Origin of the sequence: Streptococcus sp. 449_SSPC (assembly GCF_001073005.1) — a bacterium.
Classification (GTDB): domain Bacteria; phylum Bacillota; class Bacilli; order Lactobacillales; family Streptococcaceae; genus Streptococcus; species Streptococcus salivarius_F.
This window is the reverse complement of the sequence record NZ_JVGR01000030.1, coordinates 201,749-221,223: the sequence shown is the minus strand read 5'-3', so window position 1 is coordinate 221,223 and position 19,475 is coordinate 201,749. Positions and strand designations below refer to the sequence as shown.

Genomic DNA, 19,475 nt, shown 5'->3' with positions numbered 1-19,475 from the left:
ATATGACAAAACAATCTCGTTGTGACGGGATTGTTTTTTTGTGTCGTAGCAGATTTTTGTCAGGGTACCTATTTTGTGATAAAGTATAGGCAGAAATGGCTTATCTGTAGCTAATACGCTGTATAAAGAAACATAAGAGGTAAAATATGGTAAAAGAATACGATTATATTGTCATTGGTGGTGGTTCTGGTGGTATTGCCAGTGCTAATCGTGCTGCTATGCATGGTGCTAAGGTTATTCTCTTTGAAGGAAAAGAGGTCGGTGGTACCTGTGTCAATGTAGGTTGTGTGCCTAAAAAGGTCATGTGGTATGGTGCACAGGTTGCCGAAACCCTTCACCGTTATGCAGGCGAGTATGGTTTTGATGTGACGATTAATAAGTTTGATTTTGCAACGCTTAAGGCCAATCGTCAGGCTTATATCGACCGTATCCATGGTTCTTATGAGCGTGGTTTTGATAACAATGGCGTTGAACGTGTATACGAGTATGCAAGATTTGTTGACCCTCATAAGGTTGAAGTAGCGGGTGAGCGTTATACAGCACCCCATATCCTTATTGCGACTGGTGGTCACGCCCTTTATCCAAACATTCCAGGTAGTGAATACGGGATTACCTCCGATGGTTTCTTTGAACTAGATGAGGTGCCAAAACGTACAGCTGTTATTGGTGCTGGCTACATCGCCGTTGAGGTTGCTGGTGTTCTCAATGCTCTTGGAAGTGATACACACCTCTTTGTGCGTAAAGATCGTCCATTGCGTACCTTTGATAAGGATATCGTTGATGTTTTAGTTGACGAGATGGCCAAATCTGGTCCGACCCTCCATACACATGCAAATGCTACGGAAGTAGTGAAAAATGCCGATGATTCCTTGACCATTAGCTTTGATAATGGAGAAACGATTACTGTTGATTGCCTCATCTGGGCTATTGGACGCGCAGCCAACACCTCTGGTTTTGGACTTGAAAAGACAGGTGTTAAACTGACTGAAAAAGGAACAATCTATTCGGATGAGTTTGAAAATACATCTGTTCCTGGAATCTATGCCCTTGGCGATGTGACTGGTAAACTTGATTTGACACCAGTTGCAGTCAAGGCTGGACGTCAATTGTCAGAGCGACTCTTCAATAATAAAGCTGATGCTAAGCTTGATTACACTGATGTAGCCACTGTGGTCTTTAGCCATCCAGTTATTGGTTCTGTTGGCTTGACTGAAGAAAAAGCAATCGCCAAATATGGTGCGGAGAATATTAAGGTTTATAAATCAAGTTTCACTCCAATGTATACAGCCCTCGGAGACAATCGTCAGCCTTCAACTATGAAATTAGTAACGCTTGGTGAAGATGAAAAAATCATTGGTCTTCACGGTATTGGCTATGGTGTTGATGAGATGATTCAAGGTTTCTCTGTGGCTATTAAGATGGGAGCAACTAAGGCTGATTTTGATAATACGGTTGCCATTCATCCAACAGGTTCAGAAGAATTTGTAACGATGCGATAGAAAAGAAAAGTCTGTTAACTGAGAGTTTCAGACTTTTCTTTGTGTCTGAATGGCTTCAATTGAAAGTAATCGCAAGGGATTTCCTTGCGAATTTCCATAGCCTTTTTGGCTATGGAAACCATTCATCCAACAGGTTCAGAAGAATTTGTGACGATGCGATAGAAAAGTAAAGTCTGTTAACTAAGAGTTTCAGACTTTTCTTTGTGTTCAAATAGCAGCCTACACTTTGTGTGAAACTATAGATTGTCTAAATAAAAAAGGCCTTCAGGCCTTATTTTATTTAATTAAGTAGTTTCTTACTGCTGATATAAAGTAAAGAGATCCAGTGACAACAAATAGGTCATCAGGATTTGCTGATTCAGCTTGTGCTAGCCAGTCTCTATAGTCGGCTGCACGTTTGAAGTCTTGGGGATAGTCATCCAAGGGCAGTGCCTCAAAAAAGTCAAAGCTGGTTACCGTTATATCATAATCTTTCAATTCCTCTAGTAAGTCTGCCAAAGGCTTTCGTCTAAGTCCTGCAAAGAGGATATGTACCCTACGATTAGCGAAGTTATCTTTTAGTACCTGTTTTAAGCTGGCAATTCCTTGAGGGTTATGAGCGCCGTCTAGGTATATATTGTTCCCTATCCACTCACTGCGACCAGGCCAATGCGTCTCTTCAATCCCCTCTTGGATGCTCTTATCGGTAATCTTAGAAAATGTTTGAGCTAGGAGATGGGCAGCAGTGACAGCTAGCCCAGCATTGTTTTCTTGATGCTGCCCTAACATTGGAAGTTTAAGATTTGGACTTTCCCAATGGTCATAAGAAATTTGGATCGTTTGATTGTCCTTTGGAAGCAGCTGAATTTCCCTATCAATGATAGCTAAAGGTGCTTGTAGGTCATATGATTTTTGGTTGAAGAAATGTTCAACTTCTGCAGAGACACGCCCAAGTAAGATAGGTGTGTTTTCTCGCATGACGCCTGCTTTATGATTGGCAATGTCCAAAAGGCTATTGCCTAAGGTCTCAGTGTGATCAAAGCCAATCGAAGTACAGATGGCAAGCTCTGGCGAAAGAACATTTGTCGAATCAAGTCGTCCACCAATTCCAGCTTCAATGATAGCCATATCAACCTGTTTAAGGTCGAAGTAGAGGAACATGAGTAAGGTGACCAATTCAAATTCCGTTGGTCTGCCAAAATTAGTGTGCTCTTCTAAATCATCAAGAAGAACCTGAGCTTTCTCGACAAGGCTAATCAAATCCTTATCAGGGATTTCTGTGCCATTTATACTAATACGTTCGTTGAAACGAGTAATATAAGGGGAGGTAAAGGTCCCGACCTGATAGCCTGACTTTGTTAGGATATTTTGTAGGTAGCTTGTTGTTGATCCCTTACCGTTGGTCCCGACAATATGCACCGTTGGAAAGTGAGTCTGAGGATTTCCGGCTTGTTTCAAAAGCCAACGCATACGTTCGAGTTGAGGGCGACGGCCATTGCCCTTGAAAGAATGGATAAAATTTAGAGTTTCTGTATAGTTCATAGAATTATAGAAAAAAGGCAGGGTTTCCTAGCCTTTTACATGTCTTAGTTAGAAGCGGCGTCACCAGTTGTTACGCCACCAGTAGTCGCATTGCCAGATGTTGTATCTGCAGTAGCTGCTGATGAAGAGGTAGTCGTATTGCCACCCGTTGTTGTGTCTGCAGATGACGAATAGGTGTTAGTTCCTGCTTGGCTACTTGTTTGTGTTTCTGAATCAGTCGCATTGCCATAACTAGATGAAGCGGCGCTTGATTCTTGAGTCTTATTATTGCCTTCTTTGATGACTACAGTTGATTGATTGGCTGATGAATCAGAAGTGTCCTTATTTTTAGAGGCTGTGAAATTCATGATGGTGATTGAAGCCACGATGATTGACAAAATTGTCCCGACGGCAGTAAGGACTTTTTGGAAGGCAGTGAAGCCTTTTGTAACGTGTTCGGTCACCTTTGGGGCAGATTTTTTTTCTTCTTTTGATGAATGATTACGGCGTGAGTAATTTTCAGACATGATGCTCTCCTTAAAAATATTTCGTACTTTCTATTATATGATTTTCTCGCAAAAATTGCTAAAAAAATTATGCTATAATAAATAGTAAATAAAAATCGAGGAAAAATCATGATTTATTTTGATAATTCAGCCACTACGGTGCCTTATCCAGAGGCACTTAGAACCTATCAAGAAGTGGCTACTAAAATTTTTGGGAACCCATCCAGCCTGCACCAATTAGGAACATCTGCGACACGTATTTTGGAGGCTTCTCGTAAGCAAGTTGCGGACCTCATTGGAAAATCAGCCGATGAGATTTTCTTTACGTCTGGAGGAACCGAAGGCGACAACTGGGTCATAAAAGGAGTGGCTTTTGAAAAAGAACCTTATGGCAAACACATCATTGTTTCTGATATTGAACATCCTGCGGTGAAAGAGTCTGCCAAATGGCTTTCAGAGCATGGTTTCGAAGTGTCCTATGCACCCGTAAATGCACAAGGATTTGTGGATGTTGAAGCTCTTGCTGGATTATTACGCCCCGACACGATCTTGGTTTCGGTTATGGCCGTTAATAACGAAATCGGATCAATCCAACCTATTCAAGCTATCTCGGATATATTGGCTGATGAGCCGACGATATCTTTCCATGTGGATGCTGTTCAGGCTATTGGGAAGATTCCTGTATCAGCTTATTTAACAGACCGTGTTGACTTTGCAACTTTTTCTGGTCACAAGTTCCATGCTGTTCGAGGTGTCGGTTTTGTCTACAAAAAGGCAGGGAAAAAGATTACGCCACTCTTAACAGGTGGCGGTCAAGAAAAAGACTTTCGTTCAACGACTGAGAATGTTGCTGGCATTGCGAGTATGGCTAAGGCCTTGCGTTTAGTTACTGACAAAGAGGCGTTTTCTCTTCCGAAAATTGCCAAGATGAAAAAAATTATCTTTGACGAATTGGCTAAGTATGAGGACATTACTATTTTCTCAGGTGAGGGTGAAGACTTTGCGCCCAATATTTTGACCTTTGGAATCAAGGGTGTTCGTGGTGAAGTTATTGTCCATGCTTTTGAAGAGCATCAAATCTATATTTCAACGACATCTGCATGTTCATCTAAGGCGGGAAAACCAGCAGGGACTCTCATTTCTATGGGTGTTCCGACTAAATTAGCTCAAACGGCTGTACGTATCAGTCTTGATGATGACAATGATATGGGACAGGTAGAACAGTTTCTCACGATTTTCAAGCAGGTCTACGCCAAGACACAAAAAGTGAGATAGCAAGATTTAAGCAATTAAACAATAAAACTAAATTCAAATTTAAAAGGAAAAGGAATGACACTAACATATTCAGAAATTATGGTTCGCTATGGTGAATTGTCTACCAAGGGCAAAAACCGTATGCGCTTTATCAATAAACTTAGAAATAACATCAAGGATGTTCTATCCATCTATCCAGATGTTAAAGTGACTTTTGACCGAGACCGTGGTCACATCTACCTCAACGGTACAGACTATGAGCCAGTAGCAGAGTCTTTGAAGCAAATTTTTGGTATTCAAGCCTTTAGTCCTGTTTACAAGTTTGAAAAAGATGTCGAGGTCTTGAAAAAGGCTGTTCAAGACATTATGACTGGGCTCTATCGTGACGGTCTTACCTTTAAAGTGACTGCTAAACGTAGTGACCATGATTTTGTTCTCGATAGTCGTGAGCTCAATCTTACTTTAGGAAATGCAGTTTTTGATGTATTGCCTGACATCAAGGCTCAGATGAAGAGCCCAGATGTCAACCTTAAGGTAGAAATTCGTGCCGAGGCGGCTTATATTTCTCACGAGGAAATTAAAGGAGCAGGTGGACTACCTGTAGGGACTTCCGGTAAAGGAATGCTCATGCTTTCAGGTGGGATTGATTCGCCAGTGGCAGGTTATCTTGCACTTAAACGTGGTGTGGATATTGAAGCTGTCCACTTTGCAAGCCCTCCTTATACCAGTCCTGGTGCACTGAAAAAGGCTCAAGATTTGACCCGTAAGTTGACCAAGTTTGGTGGTAATATCCAGTTCATCGAAGTACCATTTACTGAAATCCAAGAGGAAATCAAAGAAAAAGCGCCTGAGGCTTATTTGATGACCTTGACGCGTCGTTTTATGATGCGTATTACTGACCGCATTCGAGAAGAACGTCGAGGTCTTGTGATTATCAATGGTGAGAGTCTTGGTCAGGTTGCTAGTCAGACTATGGAGTCTATGCAGGCGATTAATGCTGTTACATGTACGCCAGTGATTCGTCCAGTTGTCACTATGGACAAGTTGGAAATCATTGATTTGGCACAAAAAATTGATACCTTTGACATTTCCATCCAACCTTTTGAGGATTGCTGTACTATCTTTGCACCTGACCGTCCAAAGACTAATCCAAAAATCAAAAACGTTGAACAATATGAACGTCGTATGGATGTTGAAGCCTTGGTTGAACGTGCGGTTGCGGGAATCATGGTGACTGAAATCACACCTATTGAAGAAGCGCAAGACGAAGTGGATACACTTATCGAAGACTTGCTCTAATCTAGGAAGATATCGTACTAACATAGTAGTGCTTAGCTGCTACTAGAGTTAGGTATGTCGAAAAAGAAATGTCGATGTTGAGCTTTTACCCAGAAAGGAAAATACATGACTGTTTATAACATCAATTTAGGAATCGGTTGGGCATCAAGTGGTGTTGAGTACGCCCAGGCCTATCGTTCTACAATTTTCAAAAACACAGGTATTAAGGCCAAATTTGTCTTTATGGATATGTTCCTGCAGGACAATCTTTCAGATTTGACCCGTAACATGGGGTTTGAAGATGAAGACGTCATCTGGCTATACAGCTATTTTACAGACCTGAAAATTGCTCCAACGACCTATACTGTCAAGGATTTGGAAAAGGAAATCCCTTATGACATCACACGTCGTGAGATTAATGGTAAAGTGGTTAAGCTTTTTTGTGCCAAGGAAGATATTTTTTATGCAGCCTACTTGCGTAAAGAGGGTGAAGATATCGTTCACCGTGTGGAAAAAGTATCGCGTGGTTGCTTAATTCGTAAAGACTTTTACTCTTACACTAAGATGTTCACGGAGTACTACACCCCTGTAGATAACAAGGCACACCTCTATCAACGTCGTTTCTTCAATGAGGATGGTAGTGTTGCCTATGATGAAATTGTTGATGGTAAGGATAGTGTCTTCCGTTTCCCAGATAAGATTTTGTCTTCTAAGCATGAGTTTATTGCCTACTTCATGTCGCAACTTGGTCTAACTGACCAAGATATTGTCATTTTGGACCGTGCCACTGGCACGGGGCAGGCTGTTTTCCGTAATACTAAACCTGCTAAGCTTGGAGTTGTTGTCCATGCAGAGCACTTTAGTGAAAATGCTGTGACAGACAAGACTATTCTTTGGAATAACTTCTATGAGTACCAATTCAGCAATGCAGATAAGGTTGATTTCTTCATCACAGCGACAGAGCGTCAACGTAGCATTATGCTAGATCAGTTCAACAAATACACACCATTTACACCTAATATCGTAACGATTCCTGTGGGAAGTTTGGATAAACTGAGAGAGCCTGAGGGAGAGCGTAAACCATTCTCAATCATCACAGCTTCACGTTTGGCCAATGAAAAGCACGTGGATTGGTTGGCTAAGGCTGTTGTTAAGGCTAAAGAAAGTCTGCCACAAGTGAACTTTGATATCTTTGGTACAGGTGCTGAAGAAGCTAAGCTTAAGGCAATTATCGAGGAAAATCACGCTCAGGATTATATCCACCTCAAGGGTCACCAAGATTTAACAGAAGTCTACAAGGATTACGAACTTTACCTATCAGGTTCTAAGAGTGAAGGTTTTGGCTTGACACTTCTAGAAGCTGTTGGATCGGGCCTTGGTATGATTGGTTTTGATGTCCGTTATGGGAACCAAACTTTTATCAAGGATAATGAAAATGGTTACTTAATCCCTCGATTTGAAAAAGATGACGAGCTTGCTATTGTGGCTGCCTTGGCAGAGAAAATTGTAGCTTTCTTCAGTCGTTCAGATTTAGATCATGTTCATCAAGTCTCTTATGATATCGCCAAAGGCTTTTTGACAGAGGAAATCGAGCAGAAGTGGCTTAACTTAGTAAAGGAGATGACTAATCATGATTAATTTATTTGAGAACTATAGTCAAGGTAGTTGGGATCTCCATTACTCGCTGATTGTTGCTGGCTATGTAAATACAACAGTTTGTCTTTCAGATGATGGCTTTCTGCCTAGTGATGTGACCTCACCTTACCTTTATTTCACTGGTTTTGACAAGGTTCAAGGTTCTGCACTTTACTTTAATCAGGTTCCTGTGCCTGATTACTGGGAAATTTTAGGAACAAATAGCAACGCGGAAATCTTCCGTTTTGATAAGAAACGTGGTCATATTCACTATGCGCATCCTGCTCATCAGCGTCTAGTTAAAGCTGTGGATTGGTATGATGAGTCAGGTCGCCTGCGTGTGACTGATCGCTACAATAATAAGGGATACCGTTTCTCACAAACAACTTACAATGTTAAGCAAGAAGCGACCATTACTAGTTATTTCACTCCAGATAACAAGGAAGTTATCGTCATTAACCATTTGACCAAAGACGTTATCTTGAATTGGAAAGACAAGGTCTACATTTTCAAAAACAAATCGGAGTTTGTAGTCTTTTATCTTAAAGAAGCTGGTTATGATTTGCGACGTATCCTTTATAACTCCTTGTCAACGCCTTTCTTGACAGCTATGAATCTTCCGAATTCTGGTCAAGATGTCCTCTTCTGGCAAGAGCCTATCACTGATTCAGTCCCTGGGAATATGCGTCTCCTTCTTGATAGCAATCACCGTCAAACTAAGATTGTAGTGCAAGAATACACAGCATATACGAATCTTCTAAAGTTGGTTAGTCCAGAGCAGGCTTCTCGCGTGGCCTTTCTCGGATTCATGTATCCATTTGCCCGCCAGAACAACTTCCAAAATCAAGCGCTTATCTTGACCAACTCAGATCAGATTGAACACTTGGAAAGCATTGTTAGTGAAGTGCCTACCATGCACTACCATATTGGTGCAATCACTGAAATGTCAAGTCGTTTGATGGATTTAGCTAAATATAGTAATGTTAGCCTTTATCCGAATATTACAACAGAACAGGTTAAGCGTCTCTATCAAGAGGCTGATTTCTATTTAGATATTAACCACCAAAATGAAATCCTGTCAGCGACACGTGCTGCCTTTGAAAATAACCTGCTTATCCTGGCTTTCACGAACACAAGCCATGGTCCAGATTATACTGCACCAAGCAATATTTTCTCAGCTATGAATGCTGGGCAATTTAAACAAACCCTTAAAGAAGCCTTGGGCAACCGTGACTTCCTTAGTCACTTGCTTGATCGTCAACGTGAGCATGCTCATGTGGCGACACCAGAAGATTATAAGAAGGTTATTGGTTAGGAAAATGACACTAGAGGTTCGTAACATTTATCCTCTGACACCAACATTCAAGAAGGTCGCTTCACTTTATGAAGCGGCTTTTCCTGTGGAGGAGAGGCTCCCACTCTGGCAATTGTCTTGGAACAGTTTGAAAAATGGACAATCTTTCTTGGCTTATTTTGATCAGGGAGTTTTTATTGGTTTTACCTATGCAATCTGTACTGATAACCTGGTCTACCTTCTCTTTCTTGCGGTTGAGGAAAGTAAACAGTCGCAGGGTTACGGTAGTCAAATTTTGGCACAAGTTAGGGAAGAAGCAAGAGAACGACCGTGTGTGCTTACGATTGAGCCTATGGATGAGGAGCAAGTCTCTAATCGGGCTCAACGTCTAAAACGTTTAGCATTTTATGAACGAAATGGCTATCAGGCATTGAATCACTTCTATTTTGAAGGAACGGAGCGGTATCAGATTTTAATAACTGATAGGAGTCTTTCTTTAGATACGATTGAGCAAGATTTAGCTAAGACTTTCCTAGGAAGATATGGAATAAAAGTTGATTAGGGTAATCGTAACTTTGATAAATTTCAATGAGCAGAATAAGAATAATCAAAATAACTTTTTCTCTTGTCATTAGAGGGAAAAAATGATAGAATTGTAACGTTGACTAAATGCACGTCCTGTGCAACCGCACGACTACTGTTTGCAAGTGGGTTTGTCCCCGCAGTACTAGGCGAGTCTTCACAGAGGGAAACCTCAGACACATTAAAAATTTTAATAGGAGGTGCATCATGAGCACATACGCAATCATCAAAACTGGTGGAAAACAAGTTAAAGTTGAAGTAGGTCAAGCGATCTACGTTGAAAAAATCAACGCTGAAGCTGGATCAGAAGTAACTTTTAACGAAGTTGTTCTTGTCGGTGGTGATAAAACTGTAGTAGGTACTCCAGTTGTTGAGGGAGCTACTGTTGTCGGAACTATCGAAAAACAAGGTAAACAAAAGAAAGTTGTTACTTTCAAATACAAACCTAAAAAAGGTAGCCACCGTAAACAAGGTCACCGTCAACCTTATACAAAAGTTGTTATCAACGCTATCAACGCGTAAGTTAGCGACTAATCACTAAGAAAGGACACAATCTTATGTTGAAAACTCTTGAAAACTTGCAACTTTTCGCCCACAAAAAAGGTGGGGGTTCTACTTCCAATGGTCGTGATTCACAAGCTAAACGTCTAGGTGCTAAAGCAGCTGATGGACAAACTGTATCAGGTGGATCAATCCTTTACCGTCAACGCGGTACACACATCTACCCAGGTGTAAACGTAGGCCGTGGTGGTGACGATACACTCTTCGCTAAAGTTGAAGGTGTTGTACGTTTCGAACGTAAAGGTCGCGACAAAAAACAAGTATCTGTATACCCAGTTGCTAAATAATTAAGCTAAAGTCTGCACTTTTGTGTAGGCTTTTCTTTATGAAAAAAGGAGAATCCTATGCCTTTAAATCACTACCAACAAGAAGTAGGGCCAAGTCTAGCAGATGCCAGTCCAGGTAAAATGCCAGATGTTGCTCTATTAGAAGGTCGTTATTGTAACGTTGAACATTTGACAGTGGCAGAGCATTATGAGGACATTTTAGACTTTTACTTTACTAATCAGATTCTTTCTGATTGGACCTATATGTATGCCGATCCATTTGAATCTGAAGAAGCTGTACGTCAGTGTTTGGAGGATTATGAGCAATCCGATAACCCTTATTTCTTTGCCATCAGGGATAAGGCTTCAGGTAAGGTTCTGGGAACCTTTTCACTTATGGCTATTACACCAAAAAATCGTAGTGTTGAGATGGGACGAGTGATTTTAGCACCTGCTTTACAAAAGACTCGAGCAGCTACAGAAGCTCAATACCTGCTTATGAAATATGTCTTTGAAGATCTTAACTATCGTCGTTATGAGTGGAAATGTAATAGTCTCAACCGTCCTTCTGCCAATGCTGCCATGCGTTTAGGGTTCACCTATGAGGGGCGTTTTCGTAACCATGCTATCTATAAGGGACGTAGCCGTGATACGGACTGGTTCTCGATTATTGATAGTGAGTGGCCGGCACTTAAGAAACGATTTGAGAATTGGCTAGCTCCTGAGAATTTTGATGAAAAGGGACAGCAGAAATGTTCTTTGAGGGATTGTTAGCTGGCAATATAAGGGCTCTCTTCTGATGAAGGAGCCTTATTTTAGTGTTCTTAGACCTAAATCAAAGCTCCTACTTTTCTAGTGATTATTATTGCTGTCAAACTCAGTCTAAATACTCATTTTTCTGTCAATAATATTCCCATAATAAAGCATATTTATGCTATAATAAAGAGTAATTGTATCAAGGAGAATATGACTAATGGATTTAATTCGCGAAAAAGTATTTGTTAACCGTTACCACTATGATGTTCGTAACCATGAGTGGGAAAAAGAGAATGGTGTGCCTAAAACAAATGTTGAAGTAACTTTCCAGTTGCACAATAAAGATGAAGAAGCTAACAATACGTCTGTTGTAGCTGTTTTGCAATTTATGATTGTCCGTGATGAGTTTGTTATCTCAGGGATTGTTTCTCAAATGGACCATATTCAAAACCGTATCGTCAATGAACCAAAAGACTTCTCACAAGAAGAAGCAGAAGCCTTGGCTGCACCGCTCTTGGATACGCTTCAACGTTTGACTTATGAAGTAACTGAAATTGCCTTGGATCGCCCTGGTATCAACTTGGAGTTCTAAGATGTCTCTTGCAGTTATTACGGATTCATCGGTTAATCTCCCTGCTGAGATTCAGGGCCATGCTGATGTTTATGTTTTAGATATTCCAGTCATCATTGAGGGGCAGCCTTTTGTTGAAGGAAAAAACTTGGATGTCAATAAGTTTTATGAACAAATGGCAAACTCTGAGGAACTGCTCAAGACGTCACAACCAAATCTAGCTGACTTGGATAACTTGCTTATGGAGTTGGAGGCAGAAGGTTATACCCATGTCATTGGGCTTTTCCTTTCTTCAGGAATCTCTGGTTTTTGGGCCAATAGTCAGTTTTTGATTGAGGACCATGCCAAGTTGAAGATTGCTTTTCCTGATACAAAAATCACAGCAGCTCCTATGGGAGCTATGGTGAGAAACGTTTTGCATTGGTCAGCCCAAGGAATGTCTTTTGAGAACATTTTGAAGAAGCTTGAGGAGCAAGTTGACCAAACGACGGCTTATATTCTTGTGGATGATCTTAATCATCTGGTTAAGGGTGGCCGTTTGTCGAATGGTTCGGCGATTTTAGGAAATCTTTTGTCTATCAAACCTATTTTGAATTTTAATGACGAAGGAAAAATCGTTGTTTTTGAAAAGGTGCGTACAGAGAAGAAAGCTGTGAAACGTTTGGTTGCCCTAGCTGAGGAAAATCGTGAAATGGAACTTAGTATCCTTCACACCAATGCTCCTGAAAAAGCTGAAGATTTTAAAAAGCAGCTAGAAGCACAGGGAATTAGCGTTTCAACAGTGGTATCCTTATGTGCTGTAATTGCGACACACTTGGGTGAAGGAGCACTAGTACTAGGTATAACACCTAAATTTACCAAATAAGTACTATCCATCTGGAATGGGGTTTGTCTATGATTAAAATCAATAGAGAGGAAAAATGACATGTCTATTAAAGTTATTGTTGCTGGATTTAAAGGAAGAATGGGTTCAACTGCGGTTGAAATGGTCAAGGGAGATGACGAATTGACTTTGGCTGCCTTGCTTGACCCATTTGCGACAGAAAAAGAAGTGGACGGTGTTCCTGTCTTCACAGATAAAGCGGATTTGGTTGGCTTTGACGCAGATGTCTGGGTGGATTTCACTATGCCAGCTGTTGCCTATGAAAATACTCGTTTTGCTTTGGAGAATGGTTTTGCACCAGTTGTGGGTACCACAGGATTTACTGAAGCACAAATTCAGGAATTGACAGACCTTTCTAAAGACAAGTCTATTGGTGGTTTGATTGCCCCTAACTTTGCTATTGGTGCTATCCTTCTTATGAAGTTTGCGGCAGAAGCTAGCAAATATTTCCCAGATCTTGAAATCATTGAGCTTCACCATGACAAGAAAAAAGATGCGCCTTCAGGTACAGCAGTGAAAACAGCTGAACTTATTCGTGAGGTTCGCGAGTCTAAACGTCAGGGAGCTGAGGATGAAGTGGAAACCCTCGCTGGAGCACGTGGTGCTGAGTTTGATGGTTTCCGCATTCACAGTGTGCGTTTGCCAGGGCTTGTAGCTCACCAAGAGGTTATCTTTGGTGCCCAAGGAGAGGGCTTGACCTTGCGTCATGATTCTTATGACCGTATTTCCTTTATGGGTGGAGTTAACCTAGGTATTAAAGAAGTGGTTAAACGTGATCAGCTTGTTTATGGTTTGGAACATTTACTATGAGATTAAGTTATTTGCCTTCTGAATTTCAGAAGGCTTTACCAATATTAGAGAAGATTAAGGCTGCGGGTTTTGAGGCTTACTTTGTTGGTGGTTCGGTACGAGATGCCCTTCTTAACCGTCCCATTCATGATGTAGACATTGCTTCATCTTCATATCCTGAGGAGACCAAGCAGATCTTCGAGCGTACGGTGGATATCGGTATTGAGCATGGGACCGTTTTGGTCTTGGAAAATGGCGGTGAGTATGAGGTGACGACCTTCCGAACAGAGGACGTCTATGTAGATTACCGTCGTCCGTCTAGCGTGTCCTTTGTGCGTTCATTGGAAGAGGACCTCAAGCGTCGTGATTTTACAGTCAATGCTTTTGCTCTTAATGAAAATGCTGAGGTTATCGACAAGTTCGATGGGCTTGCTGATTTGGACAACCGTGTTTTGAGGGCTGTTGGTAAGGCTGAGGAACGCTTTAACGAAGATGCTCTTCGTATCATGCGAGGGCTACGTTTTGCAGCGAGTTTAGACTTTGATATCGAAGAAAAAACTTTTCAGGCTATGACCAGCCATGCCCCACTTCTGGAAAAGATTTCGATTGAGCGAAGTTTCATCGAGTTCGATAAGTTGCTTTTGGCCCCACATTGGAAAAAGGGAATCAAGGCACTTCTAGCGACTAAGGCTTATCAGTACCTTCCGGATTTTCAAGAAACTGCTGAAGAATGGCAGTCTTTTGTGGCAGACTATTTGGAGGACTTTAGATTTACAAGTTCTGAACAGGCTTGGGCGGCAACTCTTTTGGCTCTCAAGCATGATAATCCACGCTCTTTCCTTAAAAAATGGAAGACGTCTGTTAATTTCCAAAAGACAGTTCAGTCCTTGATTGAGATTTTCAATTTCCGTTTGGAGAGAGCCGTGACTAAACAAGATGTTTATCAGTATGGTAAGGAGCTCTTAGAGGCGGCTGAGACTTTGAGACAGGCTCAGGGCTTGGACGTCGATTATGAGCGCATTGCCGATTTGGATGGTCAGTTGCTAATCCATGATAAGCACGAAATCGTTGTGAATGGTGGCACGCTGATGAAGGAGCTAGGATTCAAACCTGGTCCCGACCTTGGACGTGTACTTAAAGCCATTGAAAATGCCATCGTTGATGGGAAACTAGCTAATGACAAGGAAGCCATTATGGCCTTTGTTCAAGCGATGAAATAAGTCTAGTGACGTTATAAAAATAAAACACCGCTACAGAGCATGCGTAGGATCCGTAGCGGTGTTATTTGTAAGAAGGAAGTAAGATGTCAGATTTTATTGTTGAAAAATTAACCAAGTCCGTTGGAGACAAGACGGTTTTTAAAGAGATTTCATTTATTATCCATGATTTGGATCGTATTGGGATTATTGGTGTCAATGGGACAGGTAAGACAACCTTGCTAGATGTTGTCTCTGAGCGTATTGGTTTTGATGGTGATGTGTCACCTTTCACTAAGGCTAATGGCTATAAGATTGCTTATTTGACTCAGGAGCCAGAATTTGATGACAGCAAGACAGTGCTTGATACAGTCTTGTCATCAGACCTTCGTGAGATGGCTTTGATTCGTGAATATGAAACCCTTATGGCAGATTATTCTGAGGAGAATCAGGCTCGCTTGGAGAAGGTTATGGCTGAGATGGATAGTCTAGATGCTTGGTCCATTGAGAGCGAGGTTAAGACAGTCTTGTCTAAGTTGGGATTGTCAGACCTCTCGCAAAAGGTCGGGGATCTCTCAGGTGGTCTTCGTCGTCGTGTGCAGTTGGCTCAGGTTCTCTTGAATGATGCAGATCTCCTGCTCTTGGATGAGCCAACCAACCATTTGGATATTGATACTATTGCTTGGTTGACGAATTTTCTTAAGTCTTCTAAAAAGACGGTACTCTTTATTACCCACGACCGTTATTTCTTGGACAATGTAGCCACACGTATCTTTGAGTTAGACCAGGCTAATCTGATTGAATACCAGGGGAATTATCAAGACTATGTGCGTCTAAAGGCCGAACAAGATGAACGAGATGCAGCAGCCCTTCACAAGAAAAAGCAACTCTATAAGCAGGAGTTAGCATGGATGCGAACGCAACCACAGGCACGTGCAACCAAACAACAAGCTCGTATCAATCGCTTTAAGGATCTTAAGGGTGAGGTTCACCAAACGGTCAATAATGACGATCTTGAAATTAACTTTGAGACCAGCCGTATTGGTAAGAAGGTAGTGAACTTCGAGCATGTCGATTTTGCTTATGAAGATGGCAAGCAAATTCTCAGTGATTTCAATCTTATCATGCAAAATCGTGATCGTATCGGTATTGTTGGGGATAATGGTGTCGGAAAATCGACCTTGCTCAATCTGATTAATGGTGACCTTGTGCCTACAGCTGGTGTCCTAGATATTGGTGAGACGGTACGTATTGGTTATTTCTCACAGCAAATTAAAGATATGGATGAGAGCAAGCGTGTCATTAACTACTTGCAAGAAGTTGCAGATGAAGTTAAGACAACGGTTGGGACAACCAGTATCACAGAGCTCTTGGAGCAATTCCTTTTCCCTCGTTCTACCCATGGGACACAGATTGCCAAGCTCTCTGGTGGGGAAAAGAAACGTCTTTATCTACTTAAGATTCTGATTGAAAAGCCTAACGTTCTGCTCTTGGATGAGCCGACAAATGATTTGGACATTGCAACTTTGACGGTTTTGGAAAACTTCCTTAATGGTTTTGGCGGCCCTGTCGTTACCGTAAGTCACGACCGCTATTTCTTGGACAAGGTAGCTAACAAGATTCTAGCCTTTGAAGAGGGTGGTGTTCGAGAGTTTTTTGGTAACTACACAGACTACCTTGATGAAAAAGCCTTCTTACAAGAGCAATCAGCCCTCCTCGAGAAGGAAAAAGAGCAAGCTAGCGTTAAAGTTGAGAAAGTCAAAGAAGACAAAAAACGCATGAGCTACTTTGAAAAACAAGAGTGGGCGACCATCGAAGATGAGATTGCTGACCTTGAAGCCAAAATCGAAGAGATTGAAGCAGCCATGCTTGAAAATGCTAGCGATTATGGACAGTTAGCTACCCTTCAACGTGATTTGGATGCTGCTAACGAAACCCTACTTGAAAAGTATGAACGCTATGAGTATTTGAGTGAGCTAGAGGGATAAGCTCTTTAGTAATCAAAGTATGACAAAAGCCCTGCATTTGCAAGGCTTTTTTATGTTTATGTAGTGTCTGGTTTCTTCTTACCACAAGCGGAATGAAAAGGAAAGGACTGAAACACCCGTAAAGATAATTAAGGAAGCTACCAAGCGCCCAATAAGAAAGGCTGAGAAAAACGGAGCACTAAAGAGTAAGAGCCCAAATACCAGACAAATTAAGGCGATTGACAGGGCAGGTTGTCCTGAGAAGCCGAATTGACGTTGGCGATGAGCTTGAAAGCCTTGTGTAAAGGCTGAGACAAGAAGCCACCAAGCGATAATGGTTACAGCTACACCTGAGAGCACCCATGCTGATGTTGATAGCAAAATAATCCCAAAAACAATGGAAATGATACTCTGAAGCAGTTGGAAGAAGGAGCGGTTTTCGTTATCTCGTTTAAAATAAACCATGAGACTTGAAACACCAGATACCAGCATCACTAGGGCAAACAGCCAACCAACGATGGCAAGAAGGTTTGTAGGATTAGCGAAGAAAAAGACACCCAAGAGTGTAATGAGAATGCCACTAATCAATGTAAAACTTTTCATAGGCTACCTCTTATTAATTTTTCTTAATACTACTAAATAAGTATCAAATTGTCAAACAAAGACCTACTTTAGAGTGGCTTGATGTTATAAGTGTAGGTGGCAGCTTTTCTGGTTCTCGTAGCTACCTGACGACCTGTTTTTTGGAAGAGGTGTTTAAAGCGGCGCAAGAAATTTGTGGAATCCATCTTGAGGTAGTCTTCATTAAAGGTACCAAAAAGTTGACGGTAGGTAGTCAAGGTGTTTTCCTCGGGCATAATGGAAAGGATAGTTGGATAGTATTCGAGTCGTCCCTTGATACGTTTCATAGCTGTTAAGAGGATTTCCCAGTGGTCAAAGGCGAGGTCATCATGTGATAGTTGTTTTTCACCATCAACAAGTTGCAGTCGACCGTCTACCATGGCGATGTCTAACCAATGCGTAGATGCTGCATCGTCGGCAGCCTTTTCCACTTGAATGTCATTAAAGGTCATAAAGCAGAGATAAGCCACTGTAATGGTCCACATTCGAGGATCCCGATAAGGTGTTCCCACTGTAATGAGTTGCTCAATGTGGTCAGGATTGAGTTTAACGGATGTTTCTTCCTGTACTTCGCGACAGACAGCTAGATTGAGATCTTCTTGCTCCTGAACGAAGCCACCACTGAGGGCGTATTTCCCCATGAAGGGATGGTTTTTTCGCTTGATAAGTAAGGTTTGGACTCTTCCTTCATAATAGCGGAAGATGACCGAGTCAACGGTCACTGAGGGCTTAACGTACTTATCCTCTTCCTCTCGCCTATAGATGTCCAAAAATTCCTTTTCACTACCAGAGTTTTCGAAGGTTTTAGTCATAGGTTTCCTCCTTTATTTATTGTAAGTGCAAATGATGAGTGCTTTACACCAGTCTTCTAAATCTCGATGTGTAGACGTTCCTTGATTGCTTTTTTGGCATTGTGGTAGTTGTCCGCAAAGAAGCTGTCGCTATTACTATTTTCCCCTAAAATAACAATTTTATCTTTGAATGGTGATAGGAGGTTTAAGAGATGCTTGGTAAACCAGTCACGTGTTTGATTATCGGCCATAGTCATGTCACGGAAACCATCATCTACATAGTTTGATTTTGGCAGAATCACAAAAATCAAATCCCACTTTTCACGGGCCTGAGTTACCTGATAGAGACGATCCAACATGTCGAACTCTTCTTGGGAGATATTTTCTTTCAAATAGTAGTCAATATAGACCTTAGTGACTGTTGAATTGGTATCGGCAAAGATAAGTCCTGAGTGTTGCCCTTTGTCAATGATATCAGAGGTCTGGGCATATTGATCTGTTAGGAGGTGAATATAGTCGTTGGTATCTAACTCGTCATCTCGTACATTATACTTTTCTTGATATTCCCTAGCATATTCCAGAGAGCAGGGAGCATTGTAAGTGCGGGCCAAATCCTTAACAAGAGTAGTCTTTCCACCGCTAGCAGAGCCCACAACAAGGACCTTGCGCGTAAAGTGGCGACGGAAAGGCTTGGTGATAAAACGCCAATTTTCCATCGGATTGTCTCGAATCTCAGTAGCAGAGATATTGATAATAGACCGTTCGATGAGTTCTACCTGAGCTTGAGGGTAATAGCGATTGAGCTCAGTCACATACTCTGGCTCTCCAACATAGAAGGTAATCTTTTCAGGATCATCCGTATTCTTAGCGATAAGCTCTTTGACACGATTAACCCAAGGCACCCAGCCCTCTGGATAGGCTGGCATCCCAGCTTCGTCTAGTTTATCCACAACGACTAATTCATCATCATAGAAGACTTCTCGAACATAACGGAAACGTCGATTGAGTGATAGGCCTGCGCGTGTCCCACGATCTTCTTGTGTGTTGCTGCCACTTACGATGACGAGCACATTGTCATTAGCGCGTTTTGCCTTGGTAATGAGGTCAACGTGTCCAACGTGCATTGGAGCGAAAGTTCCAAAAACAATGCCGATGCGCTTTCCAGATAATTGTTTTCTTTTCATAAAAATGATCCTTTTTGAGATTTAGTAAAATTACTAAATTCATGATAACATAGTTGGTAATCTTTGTAAATGTAAAAATAGTAAATTTACTAAATTATTTTCAACACATTTTAGCCTTAAAGTTCAAAAAAAGTTTAAAAAATTTTGGAGAAAAACTAGAAAAATGGAATCCGCTTACATTGTTGAATTGATAACATTTTAGGATTAACTTAAAAAAGAGAGGTCACTTGCTATGTCATAAAACCTAACATAAAAATCAAAAAAATAGCAGAAAATACTTGACAAGAAGATTCTGAAAATTTATACTATTCATGTAATTAAATTACTAAGGTAATTATTTGA

The 19,475-nt window shown here is 41.3% G+C and carries 19 protein-coding genes and 1 other annotated feature; of the genes, 14 read left to right on the top strand and 5 right to left on the bottom strand.

Going from position 1 to position 19,475, the window contains the following annotated elements; all coding sequences use genetic code 11:
- The first annotated feature begins 146 nt into the window (after window positions 1–146).
- A complete protein-coding gene (gene gorA, locus ADH51_RS09180) occupies window positions 147–1,499 on the top strand; it encodes a glutathione-disulfide reductase (protein WP_048676380.1) in 1,353 nt (450 codons plus the stop codon).
- A 276-nt stretch (window positions 1,500–1,775) separates the two neighbouring features.
- Here gorA and ADH51_RS09175 read toward each other — a convergent pair whose 3' ends face one another.
- Both ADH51_RS09175 and ADH51_RS09170 read right to left on the bottom strand, forming a co-directional pair.
- Entirely contained in the window at window positions 1,776–3,020 is a 1,245-nt protein-coding gene (locus tag ADH51_RS09175; RefSeq protein WP_048676377.1) for a bifunctional folylpolyglutamate synthase/dihydrofolate synthase, read from the bottom strand.
- 44 nt (window positions 3,021–3,064) lie between these two features.
- Entirely contained in the window at window positions 3,065–3,526 is a 462-nt protein-coding gene (locus ADH51_RS09170; RefSeq protein WP_048676374.1) for a DUF6556 family protein, read from the bottom strand.
- 108 nt (window positions 3,527–3,634) lie between these two features.
- Between ADH51_RS09170 and ADH51_RS09165 the strand changes: the two genes are divergently transcribed.
- The 13 genes from ADH51_RS09165 (at window position 3,635) to ADH51_RS09105 (ending at window position 16,558) form a co-directional block, all read left to right on the top strand.
- Entirely contained in the window at window positions 3,635–4,780 is a 1,146-nt protein-coding gene (locus ADH51_RS09165; RefSeq protein ID WP_048676371.1) for a cysteine desulfurase family protein, read from the top strand.
- Between the two features lie 54 nt (window positions 4,781–4,834).
- On the top strand, window positions 4,835–6,058 hold the full coding sequence (gene thiI, locus ADH51_RS09160; protein ID WP_048676368.1) for a tRNA uracil 4-sulfurtransferase ThiI: 1,224 nt from the start codon (window positions 4,835–4,837) through the stop codon (window positions 6,056–6,058).
- A gap of 105 nt (window positions 6,059–6,163) precedes the next feature.
- Entirely contained in the window at window positions 6,164–7,675 is a 1,512-nt protein-coding gene (gene gtfA, locus ADH51_RS09155) for an accessory Sec system glycosyltransferase GtfA (RefSeq protein WP_048676365.1), read from the top strand.
- Window positions 7,668–8,987, top strand: a complete 1,320-nt coding sequence (gene gtfB / locus ADH51_RS09150; RefSeq protein WP_048676363.1) for an accessory Sec system glycosylation chaperone GtfB — start codon at window positions 7,668–7,670, stop codon at window positions 8,985–8,987. The genes gtfA and gtfB overlap by 8 nt, the downstream gene beginning before the upstream one ends.
- A 4-nt stretch (window positions 8,988–8,991) precedes the next feature.
- Window positions 8,992–9,528 carry a GNAT family N-acetyltransferase gene (locus ADH51_RS09145; RefSeq protein ID WP_048676360.1) on the top strand — a complete coding sequence of 179 codons (537 nt, stop codon included), beginning with the start codon at window positions 8,992–8,994 and terminating at the stop codon, window positions 9,526–9,528.
- A 112-nt stretch (window positions 9,529–9,640) separates the two neighbouring features.
- Window positions 9,641–9,715 (top strand) — a sequence feature (ribosomal protein L21 leader region).
- 40 nt (window positions 9,716–9,755) lie between these two features.
- Window positions 9,756–10,070, top strand: coding sequence for a 50S ribosomal protein L21 (rplU, locus tag ADH51_RS09140; protein ID WP_002885597.1), 315 nt, complete (start codon window positions 9,756–9,758; stop codon window positions 10,068–10,070).
- A gap of 35 nt (window positions 10,071–10,105) precedes the next feature.
- On the top strand, window positions 10,106–10,396 hold the full coding sequence (rpmA, locus tag ADH51_RS09135; protein WP_002885483.1) for a 50S ribosomal protein L27: 291 nt from the start codon (window positions 10,106–10,108) through the stop codon (window positions 10,394–10,396).
- A gap of 57 nt (window positions 10,397–10,453) precedes the next feature.
- A complete protein-coding gene (locus ADH51_RS09130) occupies window positions 10,454–11,149 on the top strand; it encodes a GNAT family N-acetyltransferase (RefSeq protein WP_048676357.1) in 696 nt (231 codons plus the stop codon).
- A gap of 199 nt (window positions 11,150–11,348) precedes the next feature.
- Window positions 11,349–11,723 carry a DUF1149 family protein gene (locus ADH51_RS09125; protein ID WP_002885550.1) on the top strand — a complete coding sequence of 125 codons (375 nt, stop codon included), beginning with the start codon at window positions 11,349–11,351 and terminating at the stop codon, window positions 11,721–11,723.
- A gap of 1 nt (window position 11,724) precedes the next feature.
- The gene (locus ADH51_RS09120) at window positions 11,725–12,567 is read left to right on the top strand and encodes a DegV family protein (RefSeq protein ID WP_048676354.1); all 843 of its coding nucleotides are present in this window, start codon (window positions 11,725–11,727) and stop codon (window positions 12,565–12,567) included.
- A gap of 60 nt (window positions 12,568–12,627) precedes the next feature.
- A complete protein-coding gene (gene dapB / locus ADH51_RS09115) occupies window positions 12,628–13,395 on the top strand; it encodes a 4-hydroxy-tetrahydrodipicolinate reductase (protein WP_048676350.1) in 768 nt (255 codons plus the stop codon).
- The gene (locus ADH51_RS09110; protein WP_048676347.1) at window positions 13,392–14,594 is read left to right on the top strand and encodes a CCA tRNA nucleotidyltransferase; all 1,203 of its coding nucleotides are present in this window, start codon (window positions 13,392–13,394) and stop codon (window positions 14,592–14,594) included. Before dapB ends, ADH51_RS09110 begins: the two co-directional genes overlap by 4 nt.
- Window positions 14,595–14,677: 83 nt before the next feature.
- Window positions 14,678–16,558 carry an ABC-F family ATP-binding cassette domain-containing protein gene (locus ADH51_RS09105; protein ID WP_002885596.1) on the top strand — a complete coding sequence of 627 codons (1,881 nt, stop codon included), beginning with the start codon at window positions 14,678–14,680 and terminating at the stop codon, window positions 16,556–16,558.
- Window positions 16,559–16,636: 78 nt separating this feature from the next.
- On the opposite strand, the gene ADH51_RS09100 is transcribed toward ADH51_RS09105, so the two are convergent.
- The 3 genes from ADH51_RS09100 to ADH51_RS09090 form a co-directional block, all read right to left on the bottom strand.
- Window positions 16,637–17,140, bottom strand: a complete 504-nt coding sequence (locus ADH51_RS09100) for an HdeD family acid-resistance protein (protein WP_037612024.1) — start codon at window positions 17,138–17,140, stop codon at window positions 16,637–16,639.
- 68 nt (window positions 17,141–17,208) lie between these two features.
- The gene (locus tag ADH51_RS09095) at window positions 17,209–17,970 is read right to left on the bottom strand and encodes an NUDIX domain-containing protein (protein WP_022496252.1); all 762 of its coding nucleotides are present in this window, start codon (window positions 17,968–17,970) and stop codon (window positions 17,209–17,211) included.
- Between the two features lie 56 nt (window positions 17,971–18,026).
- Window positions 18,027–19,133, bottom strand: a complete 1,107-nt coding sequence (locus ADH51_RS09090) for an AAA family ATPase (RefSeq protein WP_022496251.1) — start codon at window positions 19,131–19,133, stop codon at window positions 18,027–18,029.
- Window positions 19,134–19,475: the final 342 nt, after the last annotated feature.

What these genes read in the sequence shown, in the direction of transcription:
- gorA (WP_048676380.1), top strand. Translation starts at nt 147, where the DNA reads ATGGTAAAAGAATACGATTATATTGTCATTGGTGGTGGTTCTGGTGGT.
- ADH51_RS09175 (WP_048676377.1), bottom strand. Translation starts at nt 3,020, where the DNA reads ATGAACTATACAGAAACTCTAAATTTTATCCATTCTTTCAAGGGCAAT.
- ADH51_RS09170 (WP_048676374.1), bottom strand. Translation starts at nt 3,526, where the DNA reads ATGTCTGAAAATTACTCACGCCGTAATCATTCATCAAAAGAAGAAAAA.
- ADH51_RS09165 (WP_048676371.1), top strand. Translation starts at nt 3,635, where the DNA reads ATGATTTATTTTGATAATTCAGCCACTACGGTGCCTTATCCAGAGGCA.
- thiI (WP_048676368.1), top strand. Translation starts at nt 4,835, where the DNA reads ATGACACTAACATATTCAGAAATTATGGTTCGCTATGGTGAATTGTCT.
- gtfA (WP_048676365.1), top strand. Translation starts at nt 6,164, where the DNA reads ATGACTGTTTATAACATCAATTTAGGAATCGGTTGGGCATCAAGTGGT.
- gtfB (WP_048676363.1), top strand. Translation starts at nt 7,668, where the DNA reads ATGATTAATTTATTTGAGAACTATAGTCAAGGTAGTTGGGATCTCCAT.
- ADH51_RS09145 (WP_048676360.1), top strand. Translation starts at nt 8,992, where the DNA reads ATGACACTAGAGGTTCGTAACATTTATCCTCTGACACCAACATTCAAG.
- rplU (WP_002885597.1), top strand. Translation starts at nt 9,756, where the DNA reads ATGAGCACATACGCAATCATCAAAACTGGTGGAAAACAAGTTAAAGTT.
- rpmA (WP_002885483.1), top strand. Translation starts at nt 10,106, where the DNA reads ATGTTGAAAACTCTTGAAAACTTGCAACTTTTCGCCCACAAAAAAGGT.
- ADH51_RS09130 (WP_048676357.1), top strand. Translation starts at nt 10,454, where the DNA reads ATGCCTTTAAATCACTACCAACAAGAAGTAGGGCCAAGTCTAGCAGAT.
- ADH51_RS09125 (WP_002885550.1), top strand. Translation starts at nt 11,349, where the DNA reads ATGGATTTAATTCGCGAAAAAGTATTTGTTAACCGTTACCACTATGAT.
- ADH51_RS09120 (WP_048676354.1), top strand. Translation starts at nt 11,725, where the DNA reads ATGTCTCTTGCAGTTATTACGGATTCATCGGTTAATCTCCCTGCTGAG.
- dapB (WP_048676350.1), top strand. Translation starts at nt 12,628, where the DNA reads ATGTCTATTAAAGTTATTGTTGCTGGATTTAAAGGAAGAATGGGTTCA.
- ADH51_RS09110 (WP_048676347.1), top strand. Translation starts at nt 13,392, where the DNA reads ATGAGATTAAGTTATTTGCCTTCTGAATTTCAGAAGGCTTTACCAATA.
- ADH51_RS09105 (WP_002885596.1), top strand. Translation starts at nt 14,678, where the DNA reads ATGTCAGATTTTATTGTTGAAAAATTAACCAAGTCCGTTGGAGACAAG.
- ADH51_RS09100 (WP_037612024.1), bottom strand. Translation starts at nt 17,140, where the DNA reads ATGAAAAGTTTTACATTGATTAGTGGCATTCTCATTACACTCTTGGGT.
- ADH51_RS09095 (WP_022496252.1), bottom strand. Translation starts at nt 17,970, where the DNA reads ATGACTAAAACCTTCGAAAACTCTGGTAGTGAAAAGGAATTTTTGGAC.
- ADH51_RS09090 (WP_022496251.1), bottom strand. Translation starts at nt 19,133, where the DNA reads ATGAAAAGAAAACAATTATCTGGAAAGCGCATCGGCATTGTTTTTGGA.